This window comes from Cobetia sp. D5 (assembly GCF_035666195.1).
In the GTDB taxonomy this organism is placed as follows: Bacteria; Pseudomonadota; Gammaproteobacteria; order Pseudomonadales; family Halomonadaceae; genus Cobetia; species Cobetia amphilecti.
In genome coordinates, this window is the sequence record NZ_CP142020.1 from 2,632,417 (window position 1) to 2,647,951 (window position 15,535).

At 51.9% G+C, this 15,535-nt stretch carries 11 protein-coding genes; 4 read left to right on the forward strand and 7 right to left on the reverse strand.

Going from position 1 to position 15,535, the window contains the following annotated elements; genetic code table 11:
- Window positions 1-29: 29 nt before the first annotated feature.
- From U0O11_RS10910 to U0O11_RS10940, 7 genes are all read right to left on the reverse strand, one after another.
- The gene (locus U0O11_RS10910) at window positions 30-1,166 is read right to left on the reverse strand and encodes an O-antigen ligase family protein (protein ID WP_324689965.1); all 1,137 of its coding nucleotides are present in this window, start codon (window positions 1,164-1,166) and stop codon (window positions 30-32) included.
- Window positions 1,167-1,169: 3 nt separating this feature from the next.
- The gene (locus U0O11_RS10915) at window positions 1,170-1,916 is read right to left on the reverse strand and encodes a glycosyltransferase family 2 protein (protein WP_324689966.1); all 747 of its coding nucleotides are present in this window, start codon (window positions 1,914-1,916) and stop codon (window positions 1,170-1,172) included.
- Between the two features lie 10 nt (window positions 1,917-1,926).
- Window positions 1,927-2,265, reverse strand: coding sequence for an acyltransferase (locus U0O11_RS10920; protein ID WP_324689968.1), 339 nt, complete (start codon window positions 2,263-2,265; stop codon window positions 1,927-1,929).
- Between the two features lie 158 nt (window positions 2,266-2,423).
- Window positions 2,424-3,647 (reverse strand): oligosaccharide flippase family protein, encoded by a 1,224-nt coding sequence (locus tag U0O11_RS10925; protein ID WP_324689970.1) that lies wholly within the window; start codon window positions 3,645-3,647, stop codon window positions 2,424-2,426.
- 82 nt (window positions 3,648-3,729) lie between these two features.
- Entirely contained in the window at window positions 3,730-5,025 is a 1,296-nt protein-coding gene (locus U0O11_RS10930) for an exopolysaccharide biosynthesis polyprenyl glycosylphosphotransferase (protein WP_324689972.1), read from the reverse strand.
- A 49-nt stretch (window positions 5,026-5,074) separates the two neighbouring features.
- Entirely contained in the window at window positions 5,075-7,303 is a 2,229-nt protein-coding gene (locus tag U0O11_RS10935) for a polysaccharide biosynthesis tyrosine autokinase (protein WP_324689974.1), read from the reverse strand.
- Window positions 7,304-7,384: 81 nt separating this feature from the next.
- Window positions 7,385-8,548: a polysaccharide export protein gene (locus U0O11_RS10940; protein WP_324689976.1), complete on the reverse strand. Its 1,164-nt coding sequence runs from the start codon at window positions 8,546-8,548 to the stop codon at window positions 7,385-7,387.
- Between the two features lie 1,795 nt (window positions 8,549-10,343).
- On the opposite strand from U0O11_RS10940, the gene U0O11_RS10945 reads away from it, so the two are divergent.
- From U0O11_RS10945 to U0O11_RS10960, 4 genes are all read left to right on the forward strand, one after another.
- Entirely contained in the window at window positions 10,344-11,375 is a 1,032-nt protein-coding gene (locus tag U0O11_RS10945; protein ID WP_324689978.1) for a hypothetical protein, read from the forward strand.
- A complete protein-coding gene (locus U0O11_RS10950) occupies window positions 11,284-12,120 on the forward strand; it encodes a hypothetical protein (protein ID WP_324689980.1) in 837 nt (278 codons plus the stop codon). Before U0O11_RS10945 ends, U0O11_RS10950 begins: the two co-directional genes overlap by 92 nt.
- Window positions 12,121-12,205: 85 nt before the next feature.
- Window positions 12,206-13,180 carry a hypothetical protein gene (locus U0O11_RS10955; protein WP_324689982.1) on the forward strand — a complete coding sequence of 325 codons (975 nt, stop codon included), beginning with the start codon at window positions 12,206-12,208 and terminating at the stop codon, window positions 13,178-13,180.
- 65 nt (window positions 13,181-13,245) lie between these two features.
- A complete protein-coding gene (locus tag U0O11_RS10960) occupies window positions 13,246-15,474 on the forward strand; it encodes a YjbH domain-containing protein (RefSeq protein ID WP_324689984.1) in 2,229 nt (742 codons plus the stop codon).
- The last annotated feature ends 61 nt before the right edge of the window (window positions 15,475-15,535 follow it).

Consider the following 15,535-nt stretch of genomic DNA (forward strand, 5'->3'; position numbering starts at 1 on the left):
AATAAGTTATTTACTTACTGTAAATAAAACTAGTTTTTTTGACACCGAAACGTAGAAAAATAAAACCAGCAAAATAAAGGGAGTGAGTTGCCAATACTAGAAATATAACCTTCACCTATAGACATTACCAAAACAGACAAAAATATTAAGTAGTTGCCGACATGGTAATCATCATACATTTTAAATACTTTGAACCCTTGCCATGATACATATAGCAGACTAAGAATGAATAGAGTAAAACCGATAATACCAGAGAAAGATAATATATCTGCATATGCAAGCTCTGACACAAGCCTCCCACCATTAATGTTCTCAGATAGGCCTTGACCTATATATGGGGAGTCTAAGAATAATGATATATGAGTATCGAGCATATTTGCCCTTGCATCATCCAACCCTATTACAACATCTCGTGACTTAAAATTTTCACTAGATTTAAAATAAATAATATATAAAAGTAAAGTTAAGGAAACAAAAAATATAGAACCAATAGTTTTTCTAAAATCTAAATACTTGTAAGACAGCATTATTATACATACTATTAAACCTAGAAGAACGGCTCGACTCTGTGACAAAAATACTATGCTCACCGAAGTAAATATTAAGCCCCAAAAAAGTATCCTTGGCATATCTTTTCTAAAACTTATAGCACTTAATAGAGCAACTAAAGCCATAGAGCCCATACCATTAGGATTGTGAAAAATACCACTATATCTTCCATCCCACCAACTAGAAGTGGACATGAAAGAAGCGGCACTGATTACAACAGTTATAGACGAAACAAAGCCAATGGATACTGCTATTATATAGTTTAAATCTTTACCGTTAATACCTACGGGTATTACAAAGCATATAATGAATAGATATACATATAAAATATAATTCCCCACTCCCCCCCAATTTAAATAAGGCGATAGCGCTGTAGATAATCCAATCGATATAATGAAAGTAAGTACCAATAAAGATAATACGTTAATTTTTTTTAAATTGTTATTTCTATATAAAAACAAACTAACTAATGAAATGGATAAAAGAGAAGGCCACTTAAGCAACTCACCTAATCTTTTTAAAAGCATCCCTTCGTTCCACAAAGCTAATGAGAACGATAAGAACATGACTGTAAATAAAAAAATTGAAAGCTTCCTAAAATTTAAAGAATACGCCATGAATTATCTTCTTTTGATTAAAAAATATAATAATATTGCCACATGATTATACATCAACCAAATTGGTGCTCTCGTATTAAATAAAAAATGTTTGATCAGTCTGAAATAATTAGTAAAATCTCTAAATCTATATCTAACTGTAGTTATTTGATTCGTAGACCAAGATAAATTCCAATTTGCTACCGCTATTGGTATATATTTAACTTTATACAAATAGCACAAGTCTGCATTAAACTGTGTGTCTTGGAATTTTTCTAATGATTCATTAAAAGATAAATTATCAAATACCTTTGCTCTAACTAGAGTAGCATTGTTGTGTATTTTATTTTTTACAAAGTTATTTTTACCAGAAAATGTAGTTTGTGGATTAAAAGCAACTTCTCCATCAGATAGCAGTAAGCACTCTGCCACTACAGCATCAGTACTCTTGTCAAATTCTTTAAGCATAACCTCAATTTTAGTAGGTAAATATTCATCATCATCATCTAAAAAACAAATAAAGTCTCCTTTCGCACTTTTAATTCCCAAATTTCTTGCTGCAGCTCCACCAACACTAAATTTATTATTTATTATAGTAACTCTACGGCTATCGTAGTGATTTTCCACTTTTTCATCTGACCCGTCATCAACCACAATAACTTCAACATTTTCATATGATTGATTTAACACACTATCTATTGCAAGCCTAAGCTTATCATGTCTATTCTTTGTAGGTATAACACATGTTACTAAAGCATTGGTGATACACATAAAAACCCCTTTAATTAATTTTTATCACTCTAGCAGGTACGCCAGCTATAATATTATTTCCAGGAAAATTTTTAGTTACCATTGCCCCCGCAGCAACTAAAGTGCATTTTCCTAAAGTAACTCCACCTAAAATAGTTGCATTTGCACCAATCCATGACCCTTTACCAATCACAATAGGCAAACAATAACCACGGCCCGCAGCTCGTCCTTCGATAGTGAATTTTTCGTGAGTACCTGCAACCAATGTAACACATGGTGCTATATCTACGTTTTCTTCTATAGTAATTTCTGCATTTCCACCAGCAATAAGAACTTTATGACCGATCCATACATTATTCTCAATATTCAAACTACCATTCATTGTTATCGTTGCACTAGATGCTATTCTAACGTTCGAACCTACTCTCACCCCGGACCATCTTAGTAGCATTCGTTTAATTTTATAGCATCGCGTCTCTGGTAAGAATTTAAAAACAATATCAGTTATATACAAATTAATCGTATTAATCATACAAGATTCATCCGCTTAGCTATAAAATATGATAAAGTCGACATCGTCAATGCAGCTATAAATAAAGATATAATTGAACCTTTTATACCGAGGCCAATTGTAGTAGCATAACTAACTATTAATATAATAAACCATGTAGAGGTTATTATAAGCCATTTGAGCTGGCCGTTTTTAGAGATGATCGCATTACCTAGAGTATTAGCTGGAGCTAAACAAGCTGCTGAAAATAAAAACCCTATTATCACCCAGCTTTTACCTGTATATATATCCCCATACATACTAAGTAACCAGGGGCTCAAGATACTACATATACATGCTGTAACCGTGGCTAGTAACATTGTGATTAAACAAGCATAACGCACCGTTTTCTTACTTTCGTCTACGTTGTTATACTCAAAGCCTGACCTTATAAGTCTAGGCAATAAAACTCTAGAGACCATACCAGGTAAAAATAAGGCTAACGAGAACCATTGCATACCTATAGCATATAAAGAAAAATTTTCATTCCCCATTGGCTGTGTAAGCATAATTCTCCCCATTATCCAGGGTCCGGATGCTGAAAGTATAGATACTCCTATCATTGGACCTGTAAACATTAGTATTTTATTAAAACTCTCCGAAGTAAATATAATTGTGTCTTTGAGATACGTAATTCCTAGAGTCTTAGTTACAATAATAACAGTACCGATAGTTTGTATTAAGTTTGCAGCAATATATATATATATTGCATGTGAAGAATTCCCACTAGTAGAAAACAAAAGGGTGCCGACCAAAAGGACTATAGTAGAAAGGGCTGATACGAATGTTGCTTGTGCATATTTTTCTAAACCGAGTATACCACCATTTGGTATTATACCTAAAGTTATGATTAATACGCCAACCGCATATAACCAACTAGGTGTATCCAACTCACCATCAACCCACGAATTCGGTATAGTTAAAAGCACTATTGAAACTATCACTCCGAACACTATCGAAAGTAACCATAAGGATCCTATTGGTGGTTTGTCCTCACTAATACTACTCTCTGCGAAAAACTTTGAAGCAGTCACACCCATTCCTAGGGCCGCATAAGTAGCTATCATAGAAACGGTAAGGTAAAAATAGCTATATGCTGCAAAACTATCCGTATTTAATCTGGTCGAAAGTAAAATCGATGCAACTACCAACCCTCCTCTATTAAATAATTGTGCAGCCGAGCTCCACAGCGCGTTATTCACTAATATTCGTATCACCGTCGGGCCTCTGCGAAGAAGTACTTACAAAACATTTCACCTAAATTGCAAACAATATTTCACGTATCTAACGACTACCTTTACTAAAGATTATAGTTTTAATAGTTCTGATTATAATTAACAGGTCTAACCATAATGAAAAATTTTTAATGTAGTAAAAATCATATTCTAGCTTTTCTACCATGCCCTCAACTTCCGCTGCATACCCTTGCTCTACTTGAGCCCACCCCGTAATTCCCGGTCTGACAACATGACGATAATGGAAAAATGGCACATCTTTTTCATACCATTCTGTTAGCTCCATAGATTCCGGGCGTGGACCAATCATGCTCATGTCTCCCGTCAAGACATTGAACAATTGGGGAAGCTCATCCAAGCGGCATTTGCGTATAAAACGACCAACGCGTGTGATACGTGGATCATGACCTTCCTGGGTGAAGCCGGTGCCCTTCATATCGACATACATGCTGCGAAACTTATAAACGGTGAACGGACGGCAATGGAAGCCCATACGCGGCTGGCAGAACAGTGCTTTACCAGGGCTATCCAGACGAATGGCAAGCGCCGTCAACAGCATGACGGGGGACAATAACGGTATCAGAATCAAGGCAGCGAGAATGTCCATGCCACGCTTGATGACTTCATAGTCTTCACGCGGCGTCAGTGAGCCAAACTCATTGGCATAGAGGTGGTCCAGCAGTACCTTGCCGGTAATCATTTCATGTACCTGGGTTGCGTGATACACCGGAATTCGGTGAATCGTGCAATCTGCAAGGAAGCGTTGCCACTCTTCAGGGAGGTCCGCACGTAAATCTGCGACAACCGCATCGATTCGTTTCATACCTACAAGTGTCGGGGTCTCCAACTGATACCAATACACTGATTTGCTGTGATCATCACACAACGCAGGCGCCTTGCCGAAAGGCACCACTGCCATACGTTTGGTGGTCAGTTTACTGTCGACATAATAGAAAGCCCCGCCAAAGATAATGGCCAGTGCAAAGGAGATACCCACCTGAAGGCGAGATACTTCAATTTCCAACCCACTGCAGATGATGATCAGTAAAGTATAGGAAGCCGCGACTGTAGGGATAACATAGGTGAAAGAGCGCGTCCCCGGTAGCTGGCAAAGACGATTGATAAGGGTCAAGGACAATGTAAAGGCAGCCGCTGTCCCCAGGATCGCATTCCATTGTGCTAGTGTAGAAGTATTCCAGAAATCAACCCCCCAACGGTACATGGCAGGTAGCGCCACGACTAGCAAGACACCAAAGCAGGTCTGCAGGCGCTTGCTAGCCAGCAAGCGCTCGTAATGGCGTGAATAACGACGCTGATGCTCCATGGTAGAGCTTATCTCTTTCATATCTGGTTCCCTTCGAAATCAATGCGGCTTTTAGCACAATGAAATGAAATCATTTATAGCTGTAATTGTAATAGCCATAATTTTCGCCGTAGGCGCCGGCGGCCTTGCGTTCCATCGCGTTGAGTATGCCGCCTTTGACTGCAACACCAGAGGCCGCCAGCCGCTTGAAAGAGACTTCCACCTCCTTTGGCGTATTCACCTCAAAGCGAGTCACCAATAGCGTCGTTCCTACATGCTTACCAATTACGGCAGCATCGGTGACAGCAAGGATTGGCGGGGAATCTATGATAACCAGATCAAAGCACTCACTTACTGCAGTCAGAAAGTCCTTGAAACGTTCACTCATCAGCAGCTCGGAGGGATTAGGTGGCGCAATGCCACGCGCCACGTAGGAGAGAGTCTCAAGCGCGGGAACCGGGCGGATAACGTCTTCCAAAGTTTTCTTGCCTGCCAGGTAATCGCTCAAACCACACTCGGATCGCTCATCGAAGATGGAGTGCATATGCCCCTTGCGCATATCGGCATCTACTACCAGTACACGTTGACCGGCCTGGGCACAGACGGCCGCCAGGTTCGCAGCAACGAAACTCTTGCCGATGCCCGGGCTAGGGCCAGTAATCATCAACGTATTGGAAGAAGATTCCATCATCGCGAAGTGCAGACTGGTACGCAGTCCGCGTATCGCCTCAATCGCGAGGTCAGCTGGATTGCGGGCAGCCAGCAAGCCATTGGGAATCTTACGTGAGTGCTTGTCCGTCGCACGCTTTACCTTACGGCTCAGCTTGCCCTGTTCATCCGAGAGCGGAATGGTGGCATACATCGACAGACCCAGCGCTTCCAACTGGTCTGGCGATTCCACCCCATGCCGGAAAGCTGCACGCAGAAGAATGATACCCACAGACAGCAAGCCACCCAGCAGTGTCGCGATAATCACGATCATGGCTTTCTTCGGATTGATTGCGCCGGGCAAGATACCGGCTTCATCCAGAATACGTACATTGCCGACCGTGCTGGCTTTGGCAATCTCCATTTCCTGGACTTTATTCAACAGCTGCACATAGATGGCTTGCGTCACTTCGACACTGCGCGTGAGGCGCAACACTTCCTGCTGGGTTTCTGGCAGGTTCTTCACCTGAGCATTGAGCTTGTCCATCTCACGCTTTAGCTGTGCCTTCTTCTCGAGCAATGCTTTGTAAGTCGGGTGGCTGGGCGTATAACGCTTGGCGATTTCAGCCTCAGTCAATTCAAGCTCATTGACCTGAGCTTCCAGGTTCACGATACGCTCCAGCACCGACTGGGTTTCCAACGAGAGATCCACACTGTCACGTGAAGTCCTGAATTCATTCAGGCGCGATTCTGCTGCATCCAGCTGCGCTCGCACCTTGGGCACCTGGTTATCAAGAAATTCTAGGCTATTACGCGCTTCTTCACTCTGTCGCTGCACATTTTGGGAATAATAGATATCGGCGATAGTGTTCAGGGTACGCTGCAGCTCACTGGGTTTCTCGCCCGTCATCGACCAGGAGAGAATGCCGGTTTCCTTGCCCTGCTCTGTAACGGAGAAAGCACCACGAAGATTTTGAATTGCCTGCATGCGGCTGATATGGGTAAGCGCGAATTCCGCACCTTGCGCAGCACTCAAGGAGGTCACACGCAAATTGAGCTGGCCGTCGGCAAAGCTCTCTAGCTTATTGACGCTACCCTTGCCCAGCGACTCGTCCTCTTTAAACAGCTCGTAGTGTGTACCATCGATGACTCGAAGGGTAATAGTGCTACCGAGCATGGCATCATCGACTGGCATTTCACTGACAGCAATGCTCTCCCCTGCCCAGGTGCTTGCCCAGCCTTGTGCAAAATCCGGGCGCTGCACCCCACGCCTTACGAGAAAGTCACCCAGCACTGGCAGGCGCTTCGGGGTGATGGTGATATCCAGATTAAGCAAGTCTACCGCGCGCCCTAGCACCATCCGCGAACGAATGATCTCGATCTCGGATTGGGAAGGCGGCTCCTTGCCTAGTAGCGAATTGACATCCGCCAGCGGGTTGGTCGAAGGGGCGTCATCAATCTGTATCAGGGCATCCACCTTGTAGATGGGCGTCGCCAACAGTGCATAGACCACCCCGATGACGGCAAACAGACCCGTGATCGCGATGATCCATTGCTTGTGATCAACCAAGATGCCGAACAGGCGCCCCAGATCAATGGCATCGTCATCGTTGTCGCGAGTGGCAGCCGTTGGCATCGCCCCAGTGGTCGGATTTTGCGGGGTCTGATTCATGAAACACCCTTCGAGTGCTGCGGCTCTCGTGAGAACCAGTGGTAGATGGTAATGAACAGGGGTATGAGATGCTCGTGCGGATCAGTCATCGCCGCGCAGGTCATCAAAATCACTGGCAGAACGCGTCACCTGATAAACGGCGGTCAGGGTCGGCATCAACTGATTGACGACACGATTCCAACGACTGAGCGGCGCGGCGGTGACATAGACCACATCAGAAGGCTGGAGCATGAATTCGGCACCGATGACGAAGGCTGCTGAATCGCGGGCATCCAGCTGATAGACGGTCGCCAGCTTGCCGCTACTGGTATCGGCACGGCGCACGACGAAGATGCCCTTGGCATCGGCCTGGCCTTCATCGATACCACCAGACTGGGCAATGGCATCCGTCAGTGAAATACGCGAATTGCCCATTGCCAGGCTGCCCGGCAGTTGCACCTCACCCATTACATAGACTTTCTGATTGCCCACATCCGGGATGTGCAGCACATCACCGTCGCGCAGCAGGCGGTTGTTGCTCAGTGCGCCGTTCTGCAGCAAGTCATACAGCGAGAAGTGTTCATCACTGTCATCACGCGTCAGTACCACGTCGTGCCAGTTGGCCAGCGGCGACAGGCCGCCTGCCTGATTGACCGCATCGAGGATGGTCAGCGGTACATTGGTGATCGGCAGGATTCCAGGCGTTTCCACCTGGCCGGTGACGTATACCTTCTGGGATTTGAATGCCGCCACCTGCACATCGATCTGCGGTGAAGCGATATAACCAGACAGGCGGCGCTCGATGACGGCGCGCAGTTCCTTGACCGTCAGCCCCGCTGCTTTGACGCGCCCGATGTAGGGATAAAAGATGGTGCCGTCGCTGTGCACGCTGTTGCCGGATTCGATGGCGCTGCGTTCAGAGCCGGCCGGGATGGTCAATTCGGGGTGATCGTAGACGATGATGTTGAGCACATCACCGCGACCGATGCGGTAATCGTAATCGGCCAACTGCTGCTCAAGCAGCTGATTGTCACGCTGGCCCTGGCCACGACTGTCATTCAGGGCATCTACCATGCCGAAGGTGATCGGCTTGACCTCAAGCGCATCATCCAGCGGGGCCGTTTCTGTCTGATAGTCCATATCGCCACCGGGGGCGAAAGCACAGCCCGTGGTAGACAACATGGCAATCAACAGCGCGGTGGTCATTGCCAGGCGGGGGCGCGGCGACAGCGCACAGCCCTTGCCAAACATGGTGACCTTGATCATGTAAAACCCCCGAAAACTGCAAGATGGAATGGGCAGCCTCATGCTGCCCTGGAAGAGAAGGCGTCGTGGTCAGGCCGCGACGTAGTCAATCGAAAGTCGTCAACCGAAAATAGGCTCAGCAGCCCAAACCCGACATGCCAGTCAGGGAGAAGAGTCAGGGTGAAGAGACAAAATGTAGAAAAGGATGCGCAGGGTGAATCTCGAGAACAGCCAGAAAGCCGTCTGATGTTGGCCTGCATTGCGCAAGGCCTGCGATGTGTCTTCCCGACTCAATCGGCTTCGTGAGCGTGAGCTGGTTTTAGGCACGCTACCGCCCCAGGGTGGTTGACGGCGCATCCCTGAGGCCCTGACATGAAGATCTTGATATCTTCCAGCTTGTGTCGTGCCTGGCCACCTGTTTCCCAGGCAGCATCAATCCTTCACTGACGCAAGAAAGCCTTGCTACGAGTGGCGCCTCAAATTCAAGACAAGATCATTCCCCTTGAGGAAAATCCGGCGCACTGAACTCGTGGACAGATATCGAGCACAAAATTCAATTAGCTAATACTTAACAACCAGAAAGGTAATCCCGAAATTCAAGACGCAACAAACCCTAGCAGAGCAATCGTCTTGTAGATCGCCAGTGCTATCAGATGAGGACTTGTTTTTGTTCAAATGAGTACAGTATTCAGGTTTCGAACTAATAAGACTTGTACAACCCTATCGGCTCGCACTGCCTGGATGGTACCAGTCACTGCAAATCCAATGGCTGACACGCCATGACAGCCTGTAACCGACACTGCTGAGGAGAGAATCTATCGGGCGTTGGTAGAGACACCATCACCGCAAGCGCAAGATCCTTCCTGCGTGTCGTCAACGCGGCATGACGTTCCACCGGTGACCCATCCTTCCTGTGTCGCAAAAAAGAAACACAGCCTTTTCAATAAGGGACGCATGATACTGCATTCTGGGACTCTCGTTCCACCCTTTATTCATATTCCCCTGCCGCCCACCAAGGCATGAAAGCGAGACGATAACACCTAAATGACTGATATTTTTAGTATTATGTGGACCACTGGGCGCCAGGAGCCGCATTGCAGGGCATTAGATCATGAATCTTTGCGTATCCAAAAAGAGACACCTAGATCGGCCACGGCTGACCGAGATACGCATCAGCATCAATCAGAAACGAAAAATTTACACAAAGTACCAATTAACCAATAACAAAATGACTAGCCTTCTCATCAAAGCATCATCAATCAGTATTGAAATGGGCTTACCGATAAAGATAACGAGTATGACGACCCAGAATTCAAGCCCGTATGCTCTCTTCCGAGATTGGCCAATTTTTACCGGCTCGCATTTCTTGCGATTATTGTCGAGAGCCCGAGGCCATTCTTGTCAAGCATGATGCCGCGATCATCATATTCGATGGTTGTTTACGGTTAGATGTCAGTCGACCAACAACCTGAACTCTGTTAATTTCCACAACATTCGCGTATTGAAATCTGTCTCACGAGGCGATAGAACGTTGTGCACGACAAGTCTCCAACACCCTCTATTGTTTCTCATATAGAATCAATCGCCCAGCAAGTCATATCAGCGCCTGTGCCAACACAGAGAGCGTGAGAATTTCCTACACGGGAAGACAAGGGAACGCACATGAAACGCACTGCTACAACATTGGTCATCGCGGGACTGGCCTTATCTCCTCTGGTTGCCGGGATAGCCCGTGCCGAAAGTGAAGCACCGGCTCAGACAGGTTCGGCACCTTCCAGCACAGCATCTTCCAGCACAGGAAGCAGCAGTACTGGCGGTGCGGCAGCAGGCGCTGGCGCCGCTGGTGGCATGGCCGCTGGCACCATTGCAGCTGTCGCCGCTGGCCTGGCGGCGGCGGTCGGTGTCGCTGCTACCGTCGCCTCCGGTGGTGACGGCAGCAGTGGCGGTAGCACTGGCGGCGACGGTGGTACTGATCCGGGTGATGGCGGCGATGGCGGTACTGATCCGGGTGACGGTGGCGACGGCGGTACTGATCCGGGTGACGGTGGCGACGGCGGTACTGATCCGGGTGATGGTGGCGAAGGCGGCACTGATCCGGGCGATGGTGGCGACGGCGGCACTGATCCGGGTGACGGTGGCGATGGCGGCACTGATCCGGGTGATGGTGGCGATGGCGGCACTGATCCGGGTGATGGTGGCGATGGCGGCACTGATCCGGGTGATGGTGGCGATGGCGGCACTGATCCGGGTGATGGTGGCGATGGCGGCACTGATCCGGGCGATGGTGGCGACGGCGGCACTGATCCGGGTGATGGCGGCGACGGCGGTACTGATCCGGGTGATGGCGGCGACGGTGGCACTGATCCGGGTGACGGTGGCGATGGCGGCACTGATCCGGGTGATGGTGGCGACGGCGGTACTGATCCGGGTGACGGTGGCGATGGCGGCACTGATCCGGGTGATGGCACGGATCCGGGTGACGGCGACGGCACGACTGGCACCACCGGGACGACTGGCACGACTGGCACGACTGGCACCACCGGCACGACCGGTACCACAGGCTCTACCGGCACCACCGACCCTGATGACGGCAGTGACCCGGATGAAGGCGGCGAGCCGGGTGATGGCGACGGTACAACGGGCACGACAGGCACCACCGGTACCACTGGCACAACGGGTACGACCGGGACGACTGGCACCACAGGGTCTACTGGTACGACTGGCACCACCGGCACCACAGGTACCTTCTGATCACCATGAAGCCGACATCCATCATGATGGGGGGCCGCCTCGCGGCCCCTTTGCTTGTGTCCGGCGCATTGATGCTTGGGGGCTGCTCCGCGCTTGAGCAGGGGCAGTTGGGGCAGACGGCCAGCGCAATACTCGGCAGCGATCAATTCGATGCTGAGCGTGCGCGCGCCCTGCCCTATGCCACGCTGCGCTTCAGCTATGACGGCAACACCGGGATGGTGGTGTTGGCGTCTCTGGAGACAGCGACCCGCAAAGACATGGACGCAACGGACGCGACCTATCAGCAAGAACACACAGGGCTGACACCTCTGGCAGCCCTGCCCTCTTCCGCCACGCCTGTTGAGTCGAAGGCAAGACAGCCTTCGAGCACGACAGAGCTGGCACGTTTCGAAACCGCGGAACATGCCTTCGTGCGTCTGGAGAACGGCTGGCTGAGCGGTACCGCCGGCTTCGACACCGACCTGCTGGACATGCGACGCGATGTATCCCTGACCACGCTGATGTCTACGCTGGACAGGGGCGAATCCACGCCCAGCTACGTGATTTACTCACGCTGGCAGCGCGCCGATGGGATAGAGGGCTATGCGCAGGGCCAGGCAAGCTGGCAATGCGCGGCCCCCTCCGTGCAGGCCTTGCCGTTGGGCGATCAGACAGTGGCCCAGTGTGAGGAAAACATCCTCTGGCAAGATGGCTCGCGTAGCGTCAATCGCTATGCGGTTGCTACTGTGAATGATCCCCCCGCGACTGATGCCAATGCGGCACCAAGAATCTGGGCGGCGGATGTTCAACCATGGCCGGATTCTCATTATTGGAGCTGGGAGGTCGCGCGTGGCTGGTGGTAAATGCCAAGAAATTTTCTTTCAGCGCCATGATCATGCCGCCCCGGTTGCACGAGTCGGCAGCGTGCCTTCTGTCCATCGAGGTGCCGTGTCTCTTGCCCGTCGAGGTGTCGTGAAAAGCTATCTGCATGAACGTCTGAAGGCCGCCCTTGGCGTCGCGATGCTCGCGTCTGCTTGCGGTGCACTCTTGCTGCCTGGCGCAGCGCTGGCCATCGAGACTCCGACAGCATCGTCAGCCCCATCCCAAGACCGGGATGCCAGCGCCCAGACACTGACCATCAGTGAGGCGCTATCGCGCCAGCTCGGCGTGCTGACGAATGCCAATGGTATCGAGTGGCCGCATGCGTTCGTGGCCACCCAGCAGGCACGCGACAGGACACGTGAGCTGGGGCGCCGCCTGTTCTTCGAGCTGCGTCAACTGAGCTCGCAAGCCGTCTTTGATGATCGGCTGTCGGCTGAAGGGCTCAAGCACTGGATGCGCATCATCGGTCGTACACCGGTCGAGGGGCGTCAGGTCGGGCGGATCGATCCCATTGCCCTGTGGCGTTTTCCGCGGCTGGACATCCCGCTCACGACGGGTGACTGGATAGGCCAATGCCAGGCCGAGACGCGCATTCAGCTCTGGAGTGCCGTTGGCGTGCGTCAGCTGGACTGGCGCCCCGGGCTGACGCTGCACGACGCCATCGCTGGCCTGCCGGGCGCGCAGGCGGACTCGGAACACGCCAGCGTCATCACGCTGGGCGGCAGGATCATTGTCCGCGGTATCAGCGCCTGGAATGACCAGCCCTATACGCTGGCGCCGGGCGACCGTGTCGTGGTCAACATGCCGCGTATCTCGGCGGCAGCCGCCTGGGTCAATCGCAGCCTGCCCGAGTGGTTGAGTCTGCAATGGCCGGGCAAGGAGTGCCGCAGCGTGGATGCCATCACGGGGGGACCGCAGCAGCGCGACTATCTGCAGGTAGCGCGGCAATACGCTGACAGTGATGACCGTGATAACCGTAATGACAGTGATCACCGTGATGACGCGGACAGTGGCTCGCTCCCTCAGGGCGACACTCCATGAGCGACGTGACAATGACACAGCAGGACGCCTCGTGCTCAGGCAGGCAAAGGATGGCAGCAGACAGCATGGATCATTCGCACTTCACTTCCATGGCGCCGGCGCGTGCCGGGCTCACCCCCTTGACGCGCGCCATCCGGCAGCTGGCCATGCTCAGTGCGGGCGTGCTGCTGGCCCCGATGAGCTACGCCGGTCTGCTGGATGGTCCGCAGCCGATCGAGACACGTCTCAGTGGCCTCGGGCATGGGCAATCGGATTTCGGTGGCGTCGGCCTGATGCAGACCCCGACTGCGCGCATGCAGAAACCGGGCAGCATTCACTTCTCCTATAGCCAGGTCGAACCTTACCGGCGCTATAACGTCAGCCTGCAGCCTCTCGATTGGCTGGAGGTCGGCTTCCGCTACACGGAAGTCACCAACCGCCTGTATGGCGAAGCCATCGCCGGCGACCGCGATTACCTGGATAAGGGCGTCGACGCCAAGTTCCGCTTGTGGGAAGAGAGTCGTTATCTGCCCGAAGTCGCGGTCGGCCTGCGCGACATGGGCGGTACCAGCCTGTTCGGCAGCGAGTACCTGGTCGCCAGCAAGCGCTGGTATGACCTCGACTTCACGCTGGGGCTGGGCTGGGGCTATCTCGGTTCACGCGGTGATATCAGCAACCCGCTCGGCTGGGTGCGTGACAGCTACAACGACCGCCCAGGCACTGGCGAGACTGGCGGTGATCAGGGCGGTGAGTTCTCCCTCAACAGCCTGTTCAAGGGCGATGTCGGTATCTTCGGCGGCGTGGAATGGCAGACACCGTGGGACCCGCTGGTGCTGATGGCAGAGCTTGATGGCAATGACTATCAAAGCGAGCCGCAGGACAACGATCAAGAGCAGGACAGCCCGATCAACCTGGGTGCCCGCCTGAGCGTGACTGACAACCTGACCGTCAAGGCCGGCTGGGAGCGTGGCAATACCGCGATGTTCGGCGTCAACTTCGGGGTAGATCTCGCCGGGCTCTCGCAGGCCAAGCTGGATAGCCCGCCGGAGCGTCTGAATGCCGAGGCCCCCACGCGCAACCAGGTCAGCTGGCCTGAACTCTCCCGCGAGATTCAGGCGCAATCGGGCATTCGCGTCGATAGCCTCTCCCGTGAGGGAACCGCCTTGATCGTCAGTGGCGAGAGCACGCGTTTCCGCTCCACCGCTCAGGCCGAAGGGCGTGCCAACCGCGTGCTGCACAACCGGCTGGATGACTATTTCGAGAGCTTCCATTACCGCCTGCGTTCTGGCGGTCTGGACACGCGCGAAGATGTCCACTCGCGCGCCGATGTCGTCAGCGCCGGACACGATGCGCGCCAGCAGCTGCGTTATACCCACAGCGTCTATGCATTGGCGGCCACCGAGCCGACCGATGAGCATGGCGAAGGCGCGGCCCGCTACAGCGGTGAAAAGGTGCTGCTCGAGAATCCCGATGATCGCTGGAGTGCCGGCTTCTCGCCTGGCCTCAACCAGAACATCGGCGGTCCGGATGGCTATCTGTATCAGGCCTATCTGCGCGGCTCCGCCGCCTGGCGTACTGATCGTCACGGCTGGCTCTCCGGTTCGGCACAGCTGACCCTGTTCGATAACTTCGACAAGTTCGATTACATCTCAGACTCCAAGCTGCCCAGGGTTCGCTCCTATATCGGTCGCTATATCGAAGAGACCGACGTCGGTATCGACAACCTGCAGTACACCCGCACTCACCAGTTCGGGCGCGATTGGTACGGCATGGCCTACGGCGGCATTCTGGAGATGATGTATGCCGGTGTCGGCGCGGAGGTGCTCTACCGCCCGCTGGGCTCACCACTGGCCTACGGGGTCGATGTGAACTGGGTCAAGCAGCGCGAGTTCGATCAGCAGTTCGGCCTGCGCGATTACTCGACCACCACTGGCCATGCCAGCATCTACTGGGATACCGGCTATGAAGACGTGTTGGCCAAGGCCAGCTTCGGCCGCTACCTGGCAGAAGATGTCGGCATGACGCTGGATGTCTCACGCGGCTTCGCCAATGGCGCACGCATGGGCGCCTGGGCCACCTTCACCGATGCCGGCGACGACTTCGGCGAGGGTAGCTTCGACAAGGGCCTCTACATCGTGCTGCCGCTGGATGCGTTCTTCATGCACTCCAGCCGCGACACTGTCGGCCTGGCCTGGAACCCGCTGACCCGCGATGGTGGCGCTCGCCTCAATCGCAAGTTCAGCCTGTATGACATGACCAGCTATCGCGACATGGATGACTACTGGCGCGGCTTCTCTTCCCAGGTCTGGAAGTGAACGACGCCATGAGATGGTCTTTGCCGCGCGGCGGTCTACGTAAAGAGCTGACCTACGTAAT

Excerpts from the sequence above, each read along its gene's own strand:
- U0O11_RS10930 (WP_324689972.1), bottom strand. The coding sequence starts at position 5,025 with ATGAAAGAGATAAGCTCTACCATGGAGCATCAGCGTCGTTATTCACGC.
- U0O11_RS10910 (WP_324689965.1), bottom strand. The coding sequence starts at position 1,166 with ATGGCGTATTCTTTAAATTTTAGGAAGCTTTCAATTTTTTTATTTACA.
- U0O11_RS10915 (WP_324689966.1), bottom strand. The coding sequence starts at position 1,916 with ATGTGTATCACCAATGCTTTAGTAACATGTGTTATACCTACAAAGAAT.
- U0O11_RS10960 (WP_324689984.1), top strand. The coding sequence starts at position 13,246 with ATGGATCATTCGCACTTCACTTCCATGGCGCCGGCGCGTGCCGGGCTC.
- U0O11_RS10940 (WP_324689976.1), bottom strand. The coding sequence starts at position 8,548 with ATGATCAAGGTCACCATGTTTGGCAAGGGCTGTGCGCTGTCGCCGCGC.
- U0O11_RS10950 (WP_324689980.1), top strand. The coding sequence starts at position 11,284 with ATGAAGCCGACATCCATCATGATGGGGGGCCGCCTCGCGGCCCCTTTG.
- U0O11_RS10935 (WP_324689974.1), bottom strand. The coding sequence starts at position 7,303 with ATGAATCAGACCCCGCAAAATCCGACCACTGGGGCGATGCCAACGGCT.